Genomic DNA, 13,795 nt, shown 5'->3' on the forward strand with positions numbered 1-13,795 from the left:
GTCGCGATCAGCCCCCCCAGGATCCACAATACGTTCTGGGATACAAACCGGCTAAGGCCGATGACGAACTGGGTGGGTGCGGGCAGGGCCCCGCCGAAGTCGGCGAACATATCCTCGAAAGTGGGTATGACGAATATGAGGATGATGGCTATCACCGCCACGGCCACGGTGATGATCACCCCCGGATAAATAAGTGCGCTCTTGACCCTGGCCTTGAGCCTGGCCGCCTTTTCAATGTAGCGGGCCAGGCGGTCCAGGACCAGGTCCAGGACTCCCCCGGCCTCTCCGGCGTCCACCATGTTGGTGTACAGGTCGTCGAATACGTCCGGGTGCTTTTTGAGGCTGTCGTAAAGTGATGACCCGCCCTCGATATCGTTTTTGACCTCGTAGAGCTTGCGCCGCAGGATCTTGTTTTCGGTCTGATCGCACATGACCTGCAGGGCCTGCAGGATGGGCACTCCGGCATTTATCAGGGTGGCGAACTGCCGGCTGAAAACCACCATGTCCCTGGAAGTGACCCGTCCCTCCAGAAAGGTTCCCTCCAGGATATCCTTGGGCTTGGGCTTGACCTGGATGTCTTTTAGCCCTTTACGCTTGAGGGTTGCCTTGGCCATGTCCAGGCTGGGGGCATCCAGGTCGCCTTTGAGCTTTTTTCCGGACTTGCTGGTGGCCTTGTAAAGAAATATGGGCATACTTATCTGCTTTAGTTTACAGTTACCCGCAGGACTTCCTGGGCCGAGGTCATGCCCTGGGACATCTTTATAAGCCCGCTCTTGCGCATGGTTATCATGCCCTCTTCCACAGCGCTTCGGCGCAGATCCAGGTCGCTTTTCCCGGCCAGGACCATTTCCTGGATCTGATGGGTCACCGGCATGACCTCGTAGACCCCGGTACGTCCCCTGTAACCGGTATTGTTGCACTCCTGGCAGCCCGCAGCCCGGAAAACCGCGCCCTGAGACACCTCCTGCGCACTCATGCCCATGGCCTTCAAGACCTCCACCTCCTCATCAGGCACCCTGCAGGAGGGGCAGAGCCTGCGCACCAGGCGCTGGGACATGATGGCGTTTATGGAAGAAGCCACCAGAAATGAATCCACCCCCATGTTCAATAGCCTGGTCAGGGTACTGGGTGCGTCATTGGTGTGCAGAGTGGCCAGGACTAAGTGTCCCGTGAGGGCGGCCTTGACTGCAATTTCTGCTGTTTCCAGGTCCCGGATCTCCCCCACCAGGATGACGTCCGGGTCCTGGCGCAGAAAGGAGCGCAGCACAGAGGCGAAAGTAAGTCCCACCGATTCCTGTACCTGGACCTGGTTTACACCGTGCAGGCTGAATTCCACCGGATCCTCGGCAGTGGAGATGTTCACCCCTTCCTGGTTGAGCTCCATGATGGCCGAATAAAGGGTGGTGGTCTTGCCCGAGCCGGTGGGCCCGGTAACCAGGACCATGCCGTAGGGCCTCTTGATGGCTTCTTCAAAAACATTCAGGGAATGGTCTTCCAGGCCCAGGTCATGCATATCCACCTGGAGCATGGACTTGTCCAGTATGCGCATGACAACTTTTTCCCCGAACAGGGTGGGCAGGATGGATACCCTGAACTCAATTGGAGTGCCCTCTTGAGAGCGTACCTTGATGCGTCCGTCCTGGGGCAGGCGTTTTTCAGCAATATTTAAGTGGGACATGATCTTGAGCCTGGAGATAAGGGCGTTTTTCATGCGGATGGGAGGGCGCATGACCTCGGTGAGCATGCCGTCCAGGCGCAGCCTGACCCGGAAATCCTTTTCATAGGGCTCTATGTGAATATCCGAGGCCTTCTTGCGGATGGCCTCCTGGAGAATCAGGTTGACCATCTTGACCACAGGGGCCTGGGATGCAGCCTCCATGGAGGAAGCCTCTTCCTTTTCCGGACCTTCCCCGGCATCAGGCCCCTCCTCTGCTTCCATCTGGGCCAGGATGTCATCCATCCTGCCGGAATCTTTATCCGCCAGCCTGTCCAGGACCAGCTGAATAGAGGAAAGGGTGGCTAAGTGCGGCAGGGCCTGCATCCCGGTCATGAACTGGATATCGTCCAGGGCGGTTATATTATCCGGCTCAAAACAGGCCAGGTAAAGCCTGTCCTGGTGCACAAAAAAAGGCACGGCCTGGTACCTGGCCCAGGCCGACCTGTCCAGTTGTCCCAGGGTTTCCCGGCAGACCTGCATACGGGAAGGGTCCACCACAGGCAGGCCCAGGTGTGCGGCCATAAAGTCGCGGTACTGTTCTTCGCTGATGACCCCGGCCGCAAGGCAGGCCCGGGGGAAGTCGATTCTTTTTTCGCCCTGAACGCTCCGGGCCTTGTGGACCTGTTCCGATTCCAGGCCCGCCCAGCTGATAAGTTCGTCGACCATGGCTGCTGGCTGCCCCTTGAAGGTTGTTTGCAAATATGTCTTACTGAATACTACCCTCCCTGATAACCCAACATTGCGGCAAAGGCAATCAGTTCCATGGGCAGCCTCCACGCTTTTTGCCCGAGCTTCCTGGGTCCTTTTGCCCCAGGGTCAGGGTTGACTAAATCTGCGCCAGAGGTTATGCATCTCTTTTAATTTTTTGCAAGGAGACCGCACAAATGAAAAGGACCTATCAACCAAGCAGAATCAAACGCAAAAGAACCCACGGGTTTCGTGTGCGCATGCGCACCAAGAACGGCAGGGCCATTATCAACAGAAGAAGGGCCAAGGGCAGAAAAAGATTGGCAGTCTAAATTTTCCCAGGCACCTGAGGCTGGTCAGAAGACCCCAGTTCCAGGCCTGCTACGCGGGTGGCAGGCGTTATCAGACAAAACACTTTATTATCTTTGTCCGGCCAAACGGCCGGGATTACTGGCGACTGGGCATCACGGCCAGCAGAAAAATCGGTCCGGCAGTACTTCGCAACAGGATAAAGCGCCTGGTCCGGGAAGCATTCAGGCTGAATCAGCATCTGGTGCCTCCAGGCCTTGACTATGTCGTGGTCAGCAAAAAACGTACAGACCTGCCAGGGTTGAACTTGGACATGGTCCAGAAACAATTAATGCAACTGTTTCAGCAGATCGCCCCCCGGACGGAAAAAGACCTGGAACAAGACCCAAGGGCTTAAATTTTACAAGTTGCTGATGCGTAATATACTCATAGGGCTCATCAGGGTTTACCAGCGGATTCTGTCTCCGCTGTTTCCCCCTGCATGCCGCTTTTTACCCTCATGCTCCGAATACGCCAGGGAGTCGATTGTCATGCATGGTCCCGGCAAGGGGACAGTTCTGACCTTTTTCCGCCTGCTCAGGTGCAATCCCTTCTTTGCAGCGGGACTTGATCCCGTGCCTGAAAAATTCTCTCTGAAATCCATCCTGGGAGCAACAAAAGAACATGGAAATACATAGAGTACTCATTGCCGTCGTTTTATCCCTGGCGGTTCTGGTAGTCTGGAACCTTCTTTTTCCGCCGCAAACCCCTGATCGTGAAGAGGTCCGGGAAGAAGAGCGACTGGAAGAAACCGTGCCCGAAGAAAGGGACCTGGCACCTGAGCCGGACCCCCGGGAAGAAGCAGAAGACCCCTGGGACCCACACGAAGCACAGATACCCGGATTTGAGCCTGAAGAAGGCGAACAGATCAAGGTGGACACCCCCCTTTACCAGGCCACTTTCAATAGTGCAGGAGGCATCCTGGAGCACTTCGTGCTCAAGGAATACAAGCAGGATATAGAGCCCGACGCCCCAATGGTCGACCTGGTTACGCCCCGTTCCCTGGCCCGCGGACCCATGGGCATAACCTGGAACCGTGCGCCCACCTGGATCGAGGGTGAATGGGCCTTGAACGGCGAAGATCTTGACCTGGAGCCCGGCGACGAAAAGACGCTGACCTTTACCGGGCGTATGGGCGGGGTCAAATTCATCCGGGAAATGACCTTTGTGGCCGATACCTACAAGATCCAGGAAAACCTTCAGGTTGTAAACACCACCGAGGCCCAGGCATCGGGGGAGATTGCCAACATCCTGGCCGGCCCGGCCTTTTCCGACAGCCGCTTGAACCCCACCCGTCTGGGCTACTATGATCAGGACGGCCTGAGCCACGAAAGAGAGGGCAACCTGAGCGACGGGATCAGCAGAAACACCGGAATACAGTGGGCCGGAATCGTGGACCACTACTTCATGCTTACCCTGGTGCCTGCATCACCCGATGTGCAGCTGCAGGCCCATCACGGGGACGATCTTTTCCAGATTTCCCTGAGCAAGTCCATGTATCTGGAACCAGAGACTTCCCAGACCATGGATCAGATTTATTATCTGGGACCCAAAGACCGGGAATACCTGGAGGGAGCCCCCAACCACCTGGAAGAGTCCATCTACTACGGCTGGTTCAATCTTCTGGCCCAGCCACTGATGAAGGTGCTGCATTTCTTTTACCAGTACACCGCCAATTACGGGGTGGCCATCCTGCTTCTGACCCTGGTCATCAAGATCATCTTCTGGCCTTTGTCGCACAAGAGCTACAAATCCATGAACCAGATGAAGAAGCTGCAACCCATGATGACCAAGATCCGGGAAAAGCACAAGGATGACCGCAAGGCCATGAACGAGGAGATCATGCGCCTGTACAAGACCTACAAGGTCAACCCCCTGGGTGGGTGCCTGCCCATTCTGGTGCAGATACCGGTGTTCATCGCCCTGTACCAGGGTTTGCTTGGCTCAGTGGAACTGCGTCACGCGCCCTTTATAAGCCACATACCCTTTACGGACATTGTCTGGCTGGCGGACCTTTCGGCCAGGGATCCATTCTACATCACTCCGCTTCTCATGGGTGCCACCATGTTTCTGCAGCAGCGCATGGCCCCGGCCCCGGGTGATCCCCTGCAGGCCAGGATAATGCAGTTTCTGCCCTTAGTGTTCATCTTCATCTTTATCACCTTCCCATCAGGGCTGGTCATCTACTGGCTGGCCAACAACGTATTGTCCATCGGGCAGCAGTGGTACATGCTGCGCTCGGCTGACGTGCCTCTGCAGAAGGCGGAACAGAAGGCCGCGGAAAAGGCCGGAAAGAGTTCCAGGGACAAAGAGGACCAGGGGGATTCCCAGGAAGAAAGCCAGGAAAAACCAGGCGAACAGCAGCAGAAGTCCCCTCAGCAGAAGTCCGCCGCAAGCAAGAAAAAGAAGAAAAAGAAGTAGTTTGTAAAAATTATTTTTGCAGTCACATCCATTGAAGCTGACCCCGCAGGGACCAATAACTCCAGGAGCCGGCTGATGAGTTGTCAGCCGGCCCTGCATCACCGCCAGCTAAAGCGGAAAACCAGAAGTTATCAACAACAGGGCGGGACAGAGATCCCATGAAGCTTAAATAACAATTTTTTAAATAACCTGCTCTTTGAAAACCGATCCGGACCTTACTGCCTGCTGCCTGCAACCAGGCTGCCGGACAAATCCAGAATAAACGGGCTGTTTTATTCTCTAACCGGGTACATCCTTCTTAACTACGGCAAGTCGCTGATCTAAAGGTTTGATCAGTGCGGTGGTACCTTCAGCCAGGCCGGGGGTGATTTCGGATCGGACCATGACATGGTTATTTACGCGTAAGGAGACCATATGGACAATTATATTGAATTCTCCGGCAAGAATGTTGACGAAGCCATACAAAGCGCATGTAAATATTTTCATATCAATCGAGATCAACTGGAAGTAGAAATTGTAAGCGGCGGCTCCTCAGGCATTTTCGGCCTGGTGGGAGTCAAAAAGGCCACCATCAAGGCCAAGAGAAGGCCCAGAAAGCAGGAACAGGAACAAAAAGAAGAGCCTTCCGCGGCAGCGCAGCAGGAGGAGCCTTTGATTTCTGCGCAGGAAGAATCTGAAGAAGATTCTCCGGTCGGGCCCATATTTGAGGATGACCCCGAGGGGGATATGGAAGAAGATATGGAGGACCAGGAATCCGGCACACTGGAACCTCCCCCTGCCCAGTTTCTCCAGGAGCTTATCCAGCGCCTCACCAAACCCCTGGCCCCTGAAGTGGAGGTCAAAATCCGTGAAGACACTTCGCCCATTACAGTAGTAGTTCAGGATACACATAATTCCGGCATCCTGCTTGGCCGGGACGGGCAGACCCTGAGCGCACTGCAGTACATAAGCAACCGCATCATTGCCAAAAAATATCCGGGTACAGCCAGGATACAGCTGGATACGGAAAACTTCCTGGAAAAACAGACTGAAAAGCTGGAAAAAAACGCCCAGCAACTGGCCCAGAGAGCAATCAAAGCCGGCAAGACCATGAGTACCAGGCCCCTTAGTTCCTATCACCGCCGCATTGTGCACCTGGCCCTGCAGGGTGAAAACAAGATCCGCACCAAGAGTAAAGGGGACGGCCCCATGAAGAGGGTTCTGATCATGCCCAAGACCCCCGGGCGCAAAAAAAATAAATCCCAGCAACAGCAGCAGCAGCAAGAGCAGCAGCAGAACTGACATGCCTGCTGAATGGGAAGCCCACCGGACTTCCGGATCCACCATAGCAGCCATAGCTACACCCATGGGCCAGGGAGGGGTGGGTATAGTCCGCCTGAGCGGACCCCAAAGCCTGGACATCGCGGAAAAGCTTTTTGTACCCGGCCCGAGATTCAAGGGCTTCAAGGCCTACAAGCTGCATTATGGTTGGATCAAAAACAGAAATCAGCAGATACTGGACGAGGTATTGCTGGCCTACATGCCTGCCCCGTATTCCTATACCCGGGAGGATGTGGTGGAGATAAACTGCCACGGGGGACCGGCAGTCCTGGAAGGCGTGCTGGAGGCCCTTTATCACCTCGGTGCAGAACCCGCAGCTCCGGGAGAATTCACCAAACGGGCCTTCCTGAACAACCGCATGGACCTGACTCAGGCTGAAGCAGCTCTGGAAATGATAAACGCCCCCACCCAGGACGGGGCCCTTCTGGCCCGGGACAAGCTCCAGGGACACCTCAAAGAACGTGTGGACTCCCTGCGGGACAGTCTGGAAGAACTGAAAAAAGAGCTCTGCCTGGCGGTGGATTTTCCCGAAGAAGACTTAGAATGCCTGCCTCTTGCAGATCTGGCCCAGAGAACAAATGCCGCTGTCCGGGAAATAGACCAGTTGCTCAAAGCCTTTGAGCAAAACAGGGTCTTCAGGGAGGGTGCCCTGGTGGTCCTGGCCGGCCGGGTCAATGCGGGCAAATCCAGCCTCATGAACGCCCTGCTGGGCAGAGAGCGGGCCATAGTCACCTCCATTCCCGGTACCACCAGGGACTACCTGGAAGAAGCCATCAACCTTGGGGGACTTCCGGTGCGCCTCGTGGACACTGCCGGGCGCAGGCCCACCCGGGACAAGATCGAGATGATGGGCCTGGAAACCGGCCGACAGCTCATAAGCCGGGCCGACCTGTGCATCCTGGTCCTGGATGCCGGGCAGGAGCCTGCTCCGGAAGATCTGGACATCCTGGAAGAGATAAACCCCGGCAAACTTGTCCTGGCCGTGAACAAACAGGACCTGGTTTCCGAGACTCCTGCCTGGGTACAGGACTTAAAAGACAAGGGCCTGGACCTGGTGCACACCTCAGCTACACTGGGCCATGGCCTGGAAGATCTCACCAGGGCCATCAGGTCCAGGATCCTGGGGGAAAAAAGGCCCGAGGCCACGTCTTCCCTGGCCCCCAACCTGAGGCAGAAAACAGCTCTGGATAAAGCCCGCCAGGAGCTTTTGCTTCTGGCTGAAGAAGCCCGTCAGGAAATGCCCCACGATCTGCTGGGGGTCAGGTTAGATTACGCCTGTACCTTCCTGGACGAGATCACCGGGCGTATTGTCACTGATGACATTTTAAATTCCATCTTCGAGAATTTCTGCATTGGTAAATGAACGCATGCGCAAATCTGTCTGGATCAATGTCTGCGAGTCCTCGGCAGACGCTTACGGGGCGCTTCTCATGCAGGAGCTGCAGCAAATGTGCCCGGGCATGCGCATCATGGGCATGGGCGGCCGGGCCATGCGCCGGCAGGGGCTGGAGACGGTTTACCGGGCCGAAGACCTGTCCCTGGTGGGTCTTACCGAGGTGGTCACCGCCCTGCCAAGAATCGCCGGGTATCTGCGTGAGATAAAACGGCTGCTGCGCCGGGAACGCCCCAGTGTCCTGGTGCTCATGGACGCTCCGGATTTCAATTTCAGGCTGGCCCGGGAAGCCTGCAGGCTTGGCATCCCGGTCATCTACTACATTGCCCCCCAGGTGTGGGCCTGGCGCAGATCCAGGATAAAATTTCTCAGGGAATTCGTGCACCGGGTGGCCTGCATCTTTCCCTTTGAGCAGGATTTTTTTCTGAGCCGGGGCATAGTGGCCCGCTACGTGGGACATCCTCTGCTGGACCTGATCCATCTGCCGGAGCTAAATCTTATTGCACCGCAGGAAAACAGGATAGCCCTGCTGCCTGGCAGCCGCAAAAAAGAAATCGCCTCCCTGCTGCCGGTTTTTACCGACGTAGCTTATAAGCTGAGCCTCAAGCACCCGGATCTGTCCATAGGCATAGTCCAGGCACCGGGAGTAGACCGCGATTTTATTAAGAGCCACACCAGGGATCTGTCCTGTTTGGAGTTCATCTCCCCGGAAAACCGCCACACTTACCTCAAATCATGCAGCATGGCCCTGGCCGTATCCGGGACCATTACCCTGGAATGCGCCATCCTTGATGTTCCGGCCATTGTAGCTTATAAAGTCTCCTGGCCCAGCTACATGGCAGGGAGAATGCTCATAGACGTGCCATACATCAGCATGCCCAATCTTATACTGGACAGGGGGGTTTTCCCGGAATTCATACAGAGCCGGGCCAACAGCAAAGAACTGCTGCAGGCCGCCGGCAGCTGGCTGGACCACCCCCGCAGACTGGCTGATGTCCGCCATGAACTTGCGCAGGTAAAGGACCTGCTGGGCAAAAAAACAGCCACACGCAATACTGCGGAAATGATAATGCAGGCCATGTACGCCAGCTGACCAGGACGTTGCCTGCAACCAGGACAGGAAAGGAAGGGAGCTCATACAACCACCCCCGGCCCCTCCTTGGCAAGGAGGGGAGTTTACGCCGTGCACATAAACATGATCGGCATTAAATTTTTACATTTAACTTTTAAGCATCTATTTTTGGGTTCCTGGTTCATGGTTTACATGCAAAAAATCAGGATTTCAGCACGGTCTCCCCCCCTCCTTGGTTAAGGAGGGGCGGGGGTGGTTCGATATAAATGATCACTTCCTTTATTTTGTTCCCAAATTTGTGCTGAGCGCCTGAGAATCAGACATTAAATTGTTACATTAAACTTTTAAGCAACTATTTTTGGGTTCCTGGTTCGTGGCTTACATTCAAAAAATCAGGGCTTCAGCACGGTCTACTCCCCTCCTTGGTTAAGGAGGGGCGGGGGTGGTTCGATATAAATGATCACTTCCTTGTCCAGTTACTCGCTGCTCAGATTCCGGACCGCCAGGATAAAGCGCTTTTAATCTCAAACAACCGTCACAACAACATGGATAAACTGGACCTTGGAATTATTGGAGTGGGCCATCTGGGCAGCATTCACGCCAGGCTGGCCGCTCAATCGGAAAAGATAAACCTGGTGGGGGTCTTTGACCTGGACCAGGAGCGCGCGGAAAAAGCGGCCCGGGACAGCAGCACTGAATGTTTCCGGGACATGCACGCCCTTCTGGAAAAGGTCCAGGGTGTAAGCATAGTAGTCCCCACCAGTGAGCACCACAGTGTTGCCCTTAAGGCCCTGGATTACGGCTGCCATCTCTTTCTGGAAAAGCCCATAGCCTCCAGCGTGGATCAGGCCCGGGACATAGTGCAGAAGGCCAGGGAGAAAAACAGGAAAATCCAGGTGGGCCATATCGAGCGCTTCAACCCGGCCATACTGGCCATAAAGGATCATCCCCTGAAGCCCATGTTCATCGAGGCCCACCGCCTGAGCACATTCAACCCCAGGGGGTGCGATGTGAGCGTGGTCCTGGACCTCATGATTCACGACCTGGACCTGATCCTGTACCTGGTCAAAAGCCCGGTGACCCATGTGGACGCCTGCGGAGTGGCAGTAGTTTCCCGGGAGGAGGACATAGCCAATGTCCGGCTCAAATTCGCCAGCGGATGCGTGGCCAATATAACCAGCAGCCGCATAGCTTTAAGTCCCATGCGCAGGATGCGCCTTTTCCAGCAGAACCAGTACATCGCCCTGGATTTCCAGGAAAAAAAAGCTGACATATTCAAGCTGACAGACCAGGATACCATCCCGGACCCCGGCTGCAAGCCTGCAGTGGTCTCCCGCATAGGAGTGGGTGACAATGCAAGGGACGTAATATACGAAAAGCCTTCTCCGCCTGAAGTCAACTCCCTGCAGATGGAACTCGAGGAGTTCGCAAAAGCCGTGGTACATGACCTGGAGCCCGAGGTGCCGGGTGAGCAGGGACTTATGGCCCTGGAAACAGCCGCAAACATCCTGGAGCAGATAGCCAGGCCATAAGGTAAATTCACCATCTGCTTCATCTGGAAAAACTAAGCGTCTTGTAGCGGATTCATGGTCCGGGGGCTTTGCAAACTGGGCGTAAACTGTCTGAACGACGTAGGAAGCGTTAATCAAAACCGTAACAACACCGAACCTGATTCAAAGCATTTTACAGAATATATCCTGGTTATCAAACCAGTGTATAGGTTTTGATTTACGCTTCCTTGGAGTGAGTTTTTACGTCCTGTTTGCAAAGTCCCCGGACCATGCTGAATAGTTACGCCGTAAGCAGGAAAGGACAGATCAGGACACGGAGGATAGATTGAGCATACCATTTATAGATCTTAAATCACAGTATTCCAGGATAGATTCCCGGGTAAAGGAAGGCCTGGACCGGGTCCTGGCCCACGGGGCCTACGTCATGGGCCCGGAAATCGCTGAACTGGAAAAGGAGCTGGCAGCCTTTTGCGGCGCACAACATGCCCTGGCCTGCTCTTCAGGAACAGATGCCCTGCTTCTGGCCCTCATGGCCAAAAACACAGGACCCGGAGATGCTGTCCTGACAACACCTTTTACTTTCTGCGCCACCGCCGAGGTTATAGCCCTTCTGGGGGCCACCCCGGTATTCGTGGATATTGATCCGGAAACCTTCAACATTGATCCGGACAGCTTAAAGCTGGCCATCCAGGCCCTGAGATCCGCTGATCCCGACGTATATCCTCTGCCCAGCCAGGCAAAAGCGGCCGGCGAACCAGGCAAAGGCCCCCATGCTCCAAGCTCCATGCCCCATGCTCCACCCCCCTTCGTTCCCAAAGGCCTCATCAGCGTGGATCTCTTTGGTCTGCCCTGTGATTATGAGGCCATAAATCCCATCCTGGAGGAAGAAGGCCTGTGGCTTCTCGTGGATGCGGCCCAGTCTTTTGGATCTTCATACAAAGACGTGTCCCCGTGCACTCTGGGGGATACTGCCTGTACCTCTTTTTTCCCGGCCAAGCCTCTGGGGTGCTACGGAGACGGCGGGATGTGCTTTACCAATGATACCAGTCTGCACCAGGTCCTTGAGTCCCTCAGGGTACACGGACAGGGCAAAAACAGGTACGACAACGTCCGCCTGGGCCTCAATGCCCGTATGGACACCATGCAGGCCGCGGTTCTTCTGGCCAAGATGAGTATCTTCCCCGAAGAAATCGAGATTAGAAACATTGTAGCCCGCACCTACAATGATTTCTTGCAGGAGGCCCAAGATATCACTGTACCCTCCTTTTTCCCGGACAGGCAGAGCGCCTGGGCCCAGTACAGCGTGCTGGCCAGGGACCTGGAGCACCGCCAGACGGTATTTGACAGCCTGAAAGAAAACAACGTTCCCTGGTCTGTATATTATCCTCTGCCCCTTCACCTGCAGGATGTTTTCAGCTATCTGGGGTACAGTTCCGGTGATTTTCCTGTGAGCGAGGAAATGTCTAAAAGGATTTTCAGCCTGCCCATGCACCCCTACCTGAAGCAGAGCGACCAGGAAAAAGTTGCCCGGGCAGTGGTTGAAGGCAGCAGGAGGTAGAGAAATGGCCATGCAGGACAGAATTTTCACTCTGGGTCTTTCAGTGGAAGCAGTTTCCCTGTACCTGATACTTCACGACCTTGAATTTCACGATATGCCCCTGGAGCGTGAAAACATTGAGCCCCGCTGGAATGCTCCCCCGCAGGCCCTGGAACATGCCCTTGACGAACTGGCCATGCACCAGGTGGTGCAGGACAAAAGCGACCCGCTTACCTTAAATCCCCAGGAGGCATGGACACCGTCCAGGTCGGCTTAGCCTGCTTCTGTTATCATGTTCACCCTTTACGAACTCTGGTCCGGTCTGGGATATCCACTCCTGAAGATCTGCGTCTTCATTGCCCTGGGAGTTTTTGTGGGCAACCTCATAGAGTCCATGAACTGGACCAGGTTCATGGCCCGCCTGGCCGCCCCCCTGACCCGCATGGCCAGGCTTCGAGACGTATCCGGGGCCAGCTTCTCCATGGCCTTTTTCTCGGGCATCACCGCCAATACCATGCTGGCCGAGGCATACTCCCAGGAAAAGCTCACTTACCGGGAACTGGTTTTGTCCAACCTGTTCAACTCCCTGCCCACATACTTTCTGCACCTGCCCACCACTTTCTTCATCATGGTCCCGCTCATCAAGGCCGCTGCCCTGCCCTATCTTTTGCTGACCATCATTGCGGCCCTTCTGCGCACCCTGGTGGTGGTTGTCCTGGGCCGCTTCATCCTGAGTCCAAAGCCGGAACCATGCGTGGAATGCCAGCTTCCAGGCGAGGGAAAGCTCAACTGGACCGAGGTGCTGGCCAGGGTCTGGAAACGCTTCAGATTCAGGTTCAAAAAGATCATTATCTTCACAGTGCCCATATATACCCTTTTTTTCATCCTGCAGCAGGCCGGTTTTTTCGACTGGGTGGAAGAAAGCATGGCTGAGTATGTGCATTTCATGGCCTGGCTCTCCCCCCAGGCCTTAAGCATCGTGGTCCTGCAGCTGGCTGCGGAGCTGTCGGCCGGGCTGGCTGCAGCCGGGGCCATGCTGGACAGCGGGGCCCTGGGAGTGCGGGAAGTGGTCCTGGCCCTTCTGACTGGCAATATCCTGTCCTCGCCCATGCGCGCCATTCGCCACCAGCTTCCCTATTATGCAGGCATATTCAACCCCAAGCTGGCCGTAAAGCTCATATTCTACAACCAGAGCCTGCGGGTGGGCAGCCTGATCCTGGTTGGAGCCCTTTATTATCTGGTCACCTGAATCCGGAACAAATACATGTGTCCTTTTATTATCCCGGATTGCACGTGACTGCTTCTGATGTTAGACTGCAAAAAAAGGAGGGCGGTATGCACCTGGTTGTTCCAGGACTTAAGCACATATTCCTGCTGGCCATGCTTCTGACTTTATCCTGTACGCAGCAGCCGGACATGGCCGGTACATACACGGAAAAAAACGGGGCAACCTCCGGCATGTCTTCAGTCATCAAACTGCATCCCGACCAAGAAGGATCATGGAAGACTGAAATCGACACGATTACCTTTAAGTGGCGCACCACCAACGGCGAGATTCATTTCCAGACCCGGGCCATGGACACCCTTGCCGGCGAACTGACTGACACTGGTTTCACAATCAGGCTTCCCCACAATGAAACCCTGGAGTTTGAAAAAAACTCCCCCTGACTGCTCACTTAAGGATTATCCAGGCGTCGCCAGCTCAAGTCCTGCACGGCCGACCCCCCGCACCCTCAAGACAGTCCAGCCTGACCCGATGATTTACCTGCGTCCACATGACAAAAAACAA

The 13,795-nt window shown here is 55.2% G+C and carries 14 protein-coding genes; 12 read left to right on the plus strand and 2 right to left on the minus strand.

From position 1 onward, the window contains the following. On the minus strand, positions 1 to 692 hold a 692-nt coding region (locus tag D5S03_RS00735; RefSeq protein WP_287042386.1), incomplete at its 3' end, for a type II secretion system F family protein. Positions 693 to 703: 11 nt separating this feature from the next. Next, positions 704 to 2,383: a type IV-A pilus assembly ATPase PilB gene (gene pilB, locus D5S03_RS00740; protein ID WP_287042387.1), complete on the minus strand. Its 1,680-nt coding sequence runs from the start codon at positions 2,381 to 2,383 to the stop codon at positions 704 to 706. 218 nt (positions 2,384 to 2,601) lie between these two features. Here pilB and rpmH point away from each other — a divergent pair, with 218 nt between their 5' ends. From rpmH to D5S03_RS00800, 12 genes are all read left to right on the plus strand, one after another. Then, positions 2,602 to 2,736, plus strand: coding sequence for a 50S ribosomal protein L34 (gene rpmH / locus D5S03_RS00745; RefSeq protein WP_008869624.1), 135 nt, complete (start codon positions 2,602 to 2,604; stop codon positions 2,734 to 2,736). Continuing rightward, complete coding sequence (rnpA, locus tag D5S03_RS00750) at positions 2,724 to 3,110, plus strand: ribonuclease P protein component (protein WP_008869625.1); 387 nt, start codon at positions 2,724 to 2,726, stop codon at positions 3,108 to 3,110. The genes rpmH and rnpA overlap by 13 nt, the downstream gene beginning before the upstream one ends. A 16-nt stretch (positions 3,111 to 3,126) precedes the next feature. Then, positions 3,127 to 3,390, plus strand: coding sequence for a membrane protein insertion efficiency factor YidD (gene yidD / locus D5S03_RS00755; RefSeq protein ID WP_008869626.1), 264 nt, complete (start codon positions 3,127 to 3,129; stop codon positions 3,388 to 3,390). After that, entirely contained in the window at positions 3,377 to 5,173 is a 1,797-nt protein-coding gene (yidC, locus tag D5S03_RS00760; RefSeq protein WP_287042388.1) for a membrane protein insertase YidC, read from the plus strand. The genes yidD and yidC overlap by 14 nt, the downstream gene beginning before the upstream one ends. A gap of 414 nt (positions 5,174 to 5,587) precedes the next feature. Beyond that, on the plus strand, positions 5,588 to 6,454 hold the full coding sequence (jag, locus tag D5S03_RS00765; RefSeq protein WP_287042389.1) for an RNA-binding cell elongation regulator Jag/EloR: 867 nt from the start codon (positions 5,588 to 5,590) through the stop codon (positions 6,452 to 6,454). A 1-nt stretch (position 6,455) separates the two neighbouring features. Further along, complete coding sequence (gene mnmE, locus D5S03_RS00770; protein WP_287042390.1) at positions 6,456 to 7,856, plus strand: tRNA uridine-5-carboxymethylaminomethyl(34) synthesis GTPase MnmE; 1,401 nt, start codon at positions 6,456 to 6,458, stop codon at positions 7,854 to 7,856. A gap of 4 nt (positions 7,857 to 7,860) precedes the next feature. Next, the gene (gene lpxB / locus D5S03_RS00775) at positions 7,861 to 8,979 is read left to right on the plus strand and encodes a lipid-A-disaccharide synthase (protein WP_287042391.1); all 1,119 of its coding nucleotides are present in this window, start codon (positions 7,861 to 7,863) and stop codon (positions 8,977 to 8,979) included. A gap of 524 nt (positions 8,980 to 9,503) precedes the next feature. Next, positions 9,504 to 10,490: a Gfo/Idh/MocA family oxidoreductase gene (locus tag D5S03_RS00780; RefSeq protein WP_287042392.1), complete on the plus strand. Its 987-nt coding sequence runs from the start codon at positions 9,504 to 9,506 to the stop codon at positions 10,488 to 10,490. A gap of 304 nt (positions 10,491 to 10,794) precedes the next feature. After that, on the plus strand, positions 10,795 to 12,027 hold the full coding sequence (locus D5S03_RS00785; RefSeq protein WP_287042393.1) for a DegT/DnrJ/EryC1/StrS family aminotransferase: 1,233 nt from the start codon (positions 10,795 to 10,797) through the stop codon (positions 12,025 to 12,027). A gap of 10 nt (positions 12,028 to 12,037) precedes the next feature. Further along, positions 12,038 to 12,283, plus strand: a complete 246-nt coding sequence (locus tag D5S03_RS00790) for a hypothetical protein (RefSeq protein WP_144311480.1) — start codon at positions 12,038 to 12,040, stop codon at positions 12,281 to 12,283. Positions 12,284 to 12,298: 15 nt separating this feature from the next. Continuing rightward, the gene (locus D5S03_RS00795; protein ID WP_287042394.1) at positions 12,299 to 13,255 is read left to right on the plus strand and encodes a hypothetical protein; all 957 of its coding nucleotides are present in this window, start codon (positions 12,299 to 12,301) and stop codon (positions 13,253 to 13,255) included. Positions 13,256 to 13,341: 86 nt separating this feature from the next. Further along, positions 13,342 to 13,674 carry a hypothetical protein gene (locus tag D5S03_RS00800; RefSeq protein ID WP_008869635.1) on the plus strand — a complete coding sequence of 111 codons (333 nt, stop codon included), beginning with the start codon at positions 13,342 to 13,344 and terminating at the stop codon, positions 13,672 to 13,674. Positions 13,675 to 13,795: the final 121 nt, after the last annotated feature.

This window comes from Desulfonatronospira sp. MSAO_Bac3, assembly GCF_003838035.1.
Taxonomy (GTDB): domain Bacteria; phylum Desulfobacterota; class Desulfovibrionia; order Desulfovibrionales; family Desulfonatronovibrionaceae; genus Desulfonatronospira; species Desulfonatronospira thiodismutans.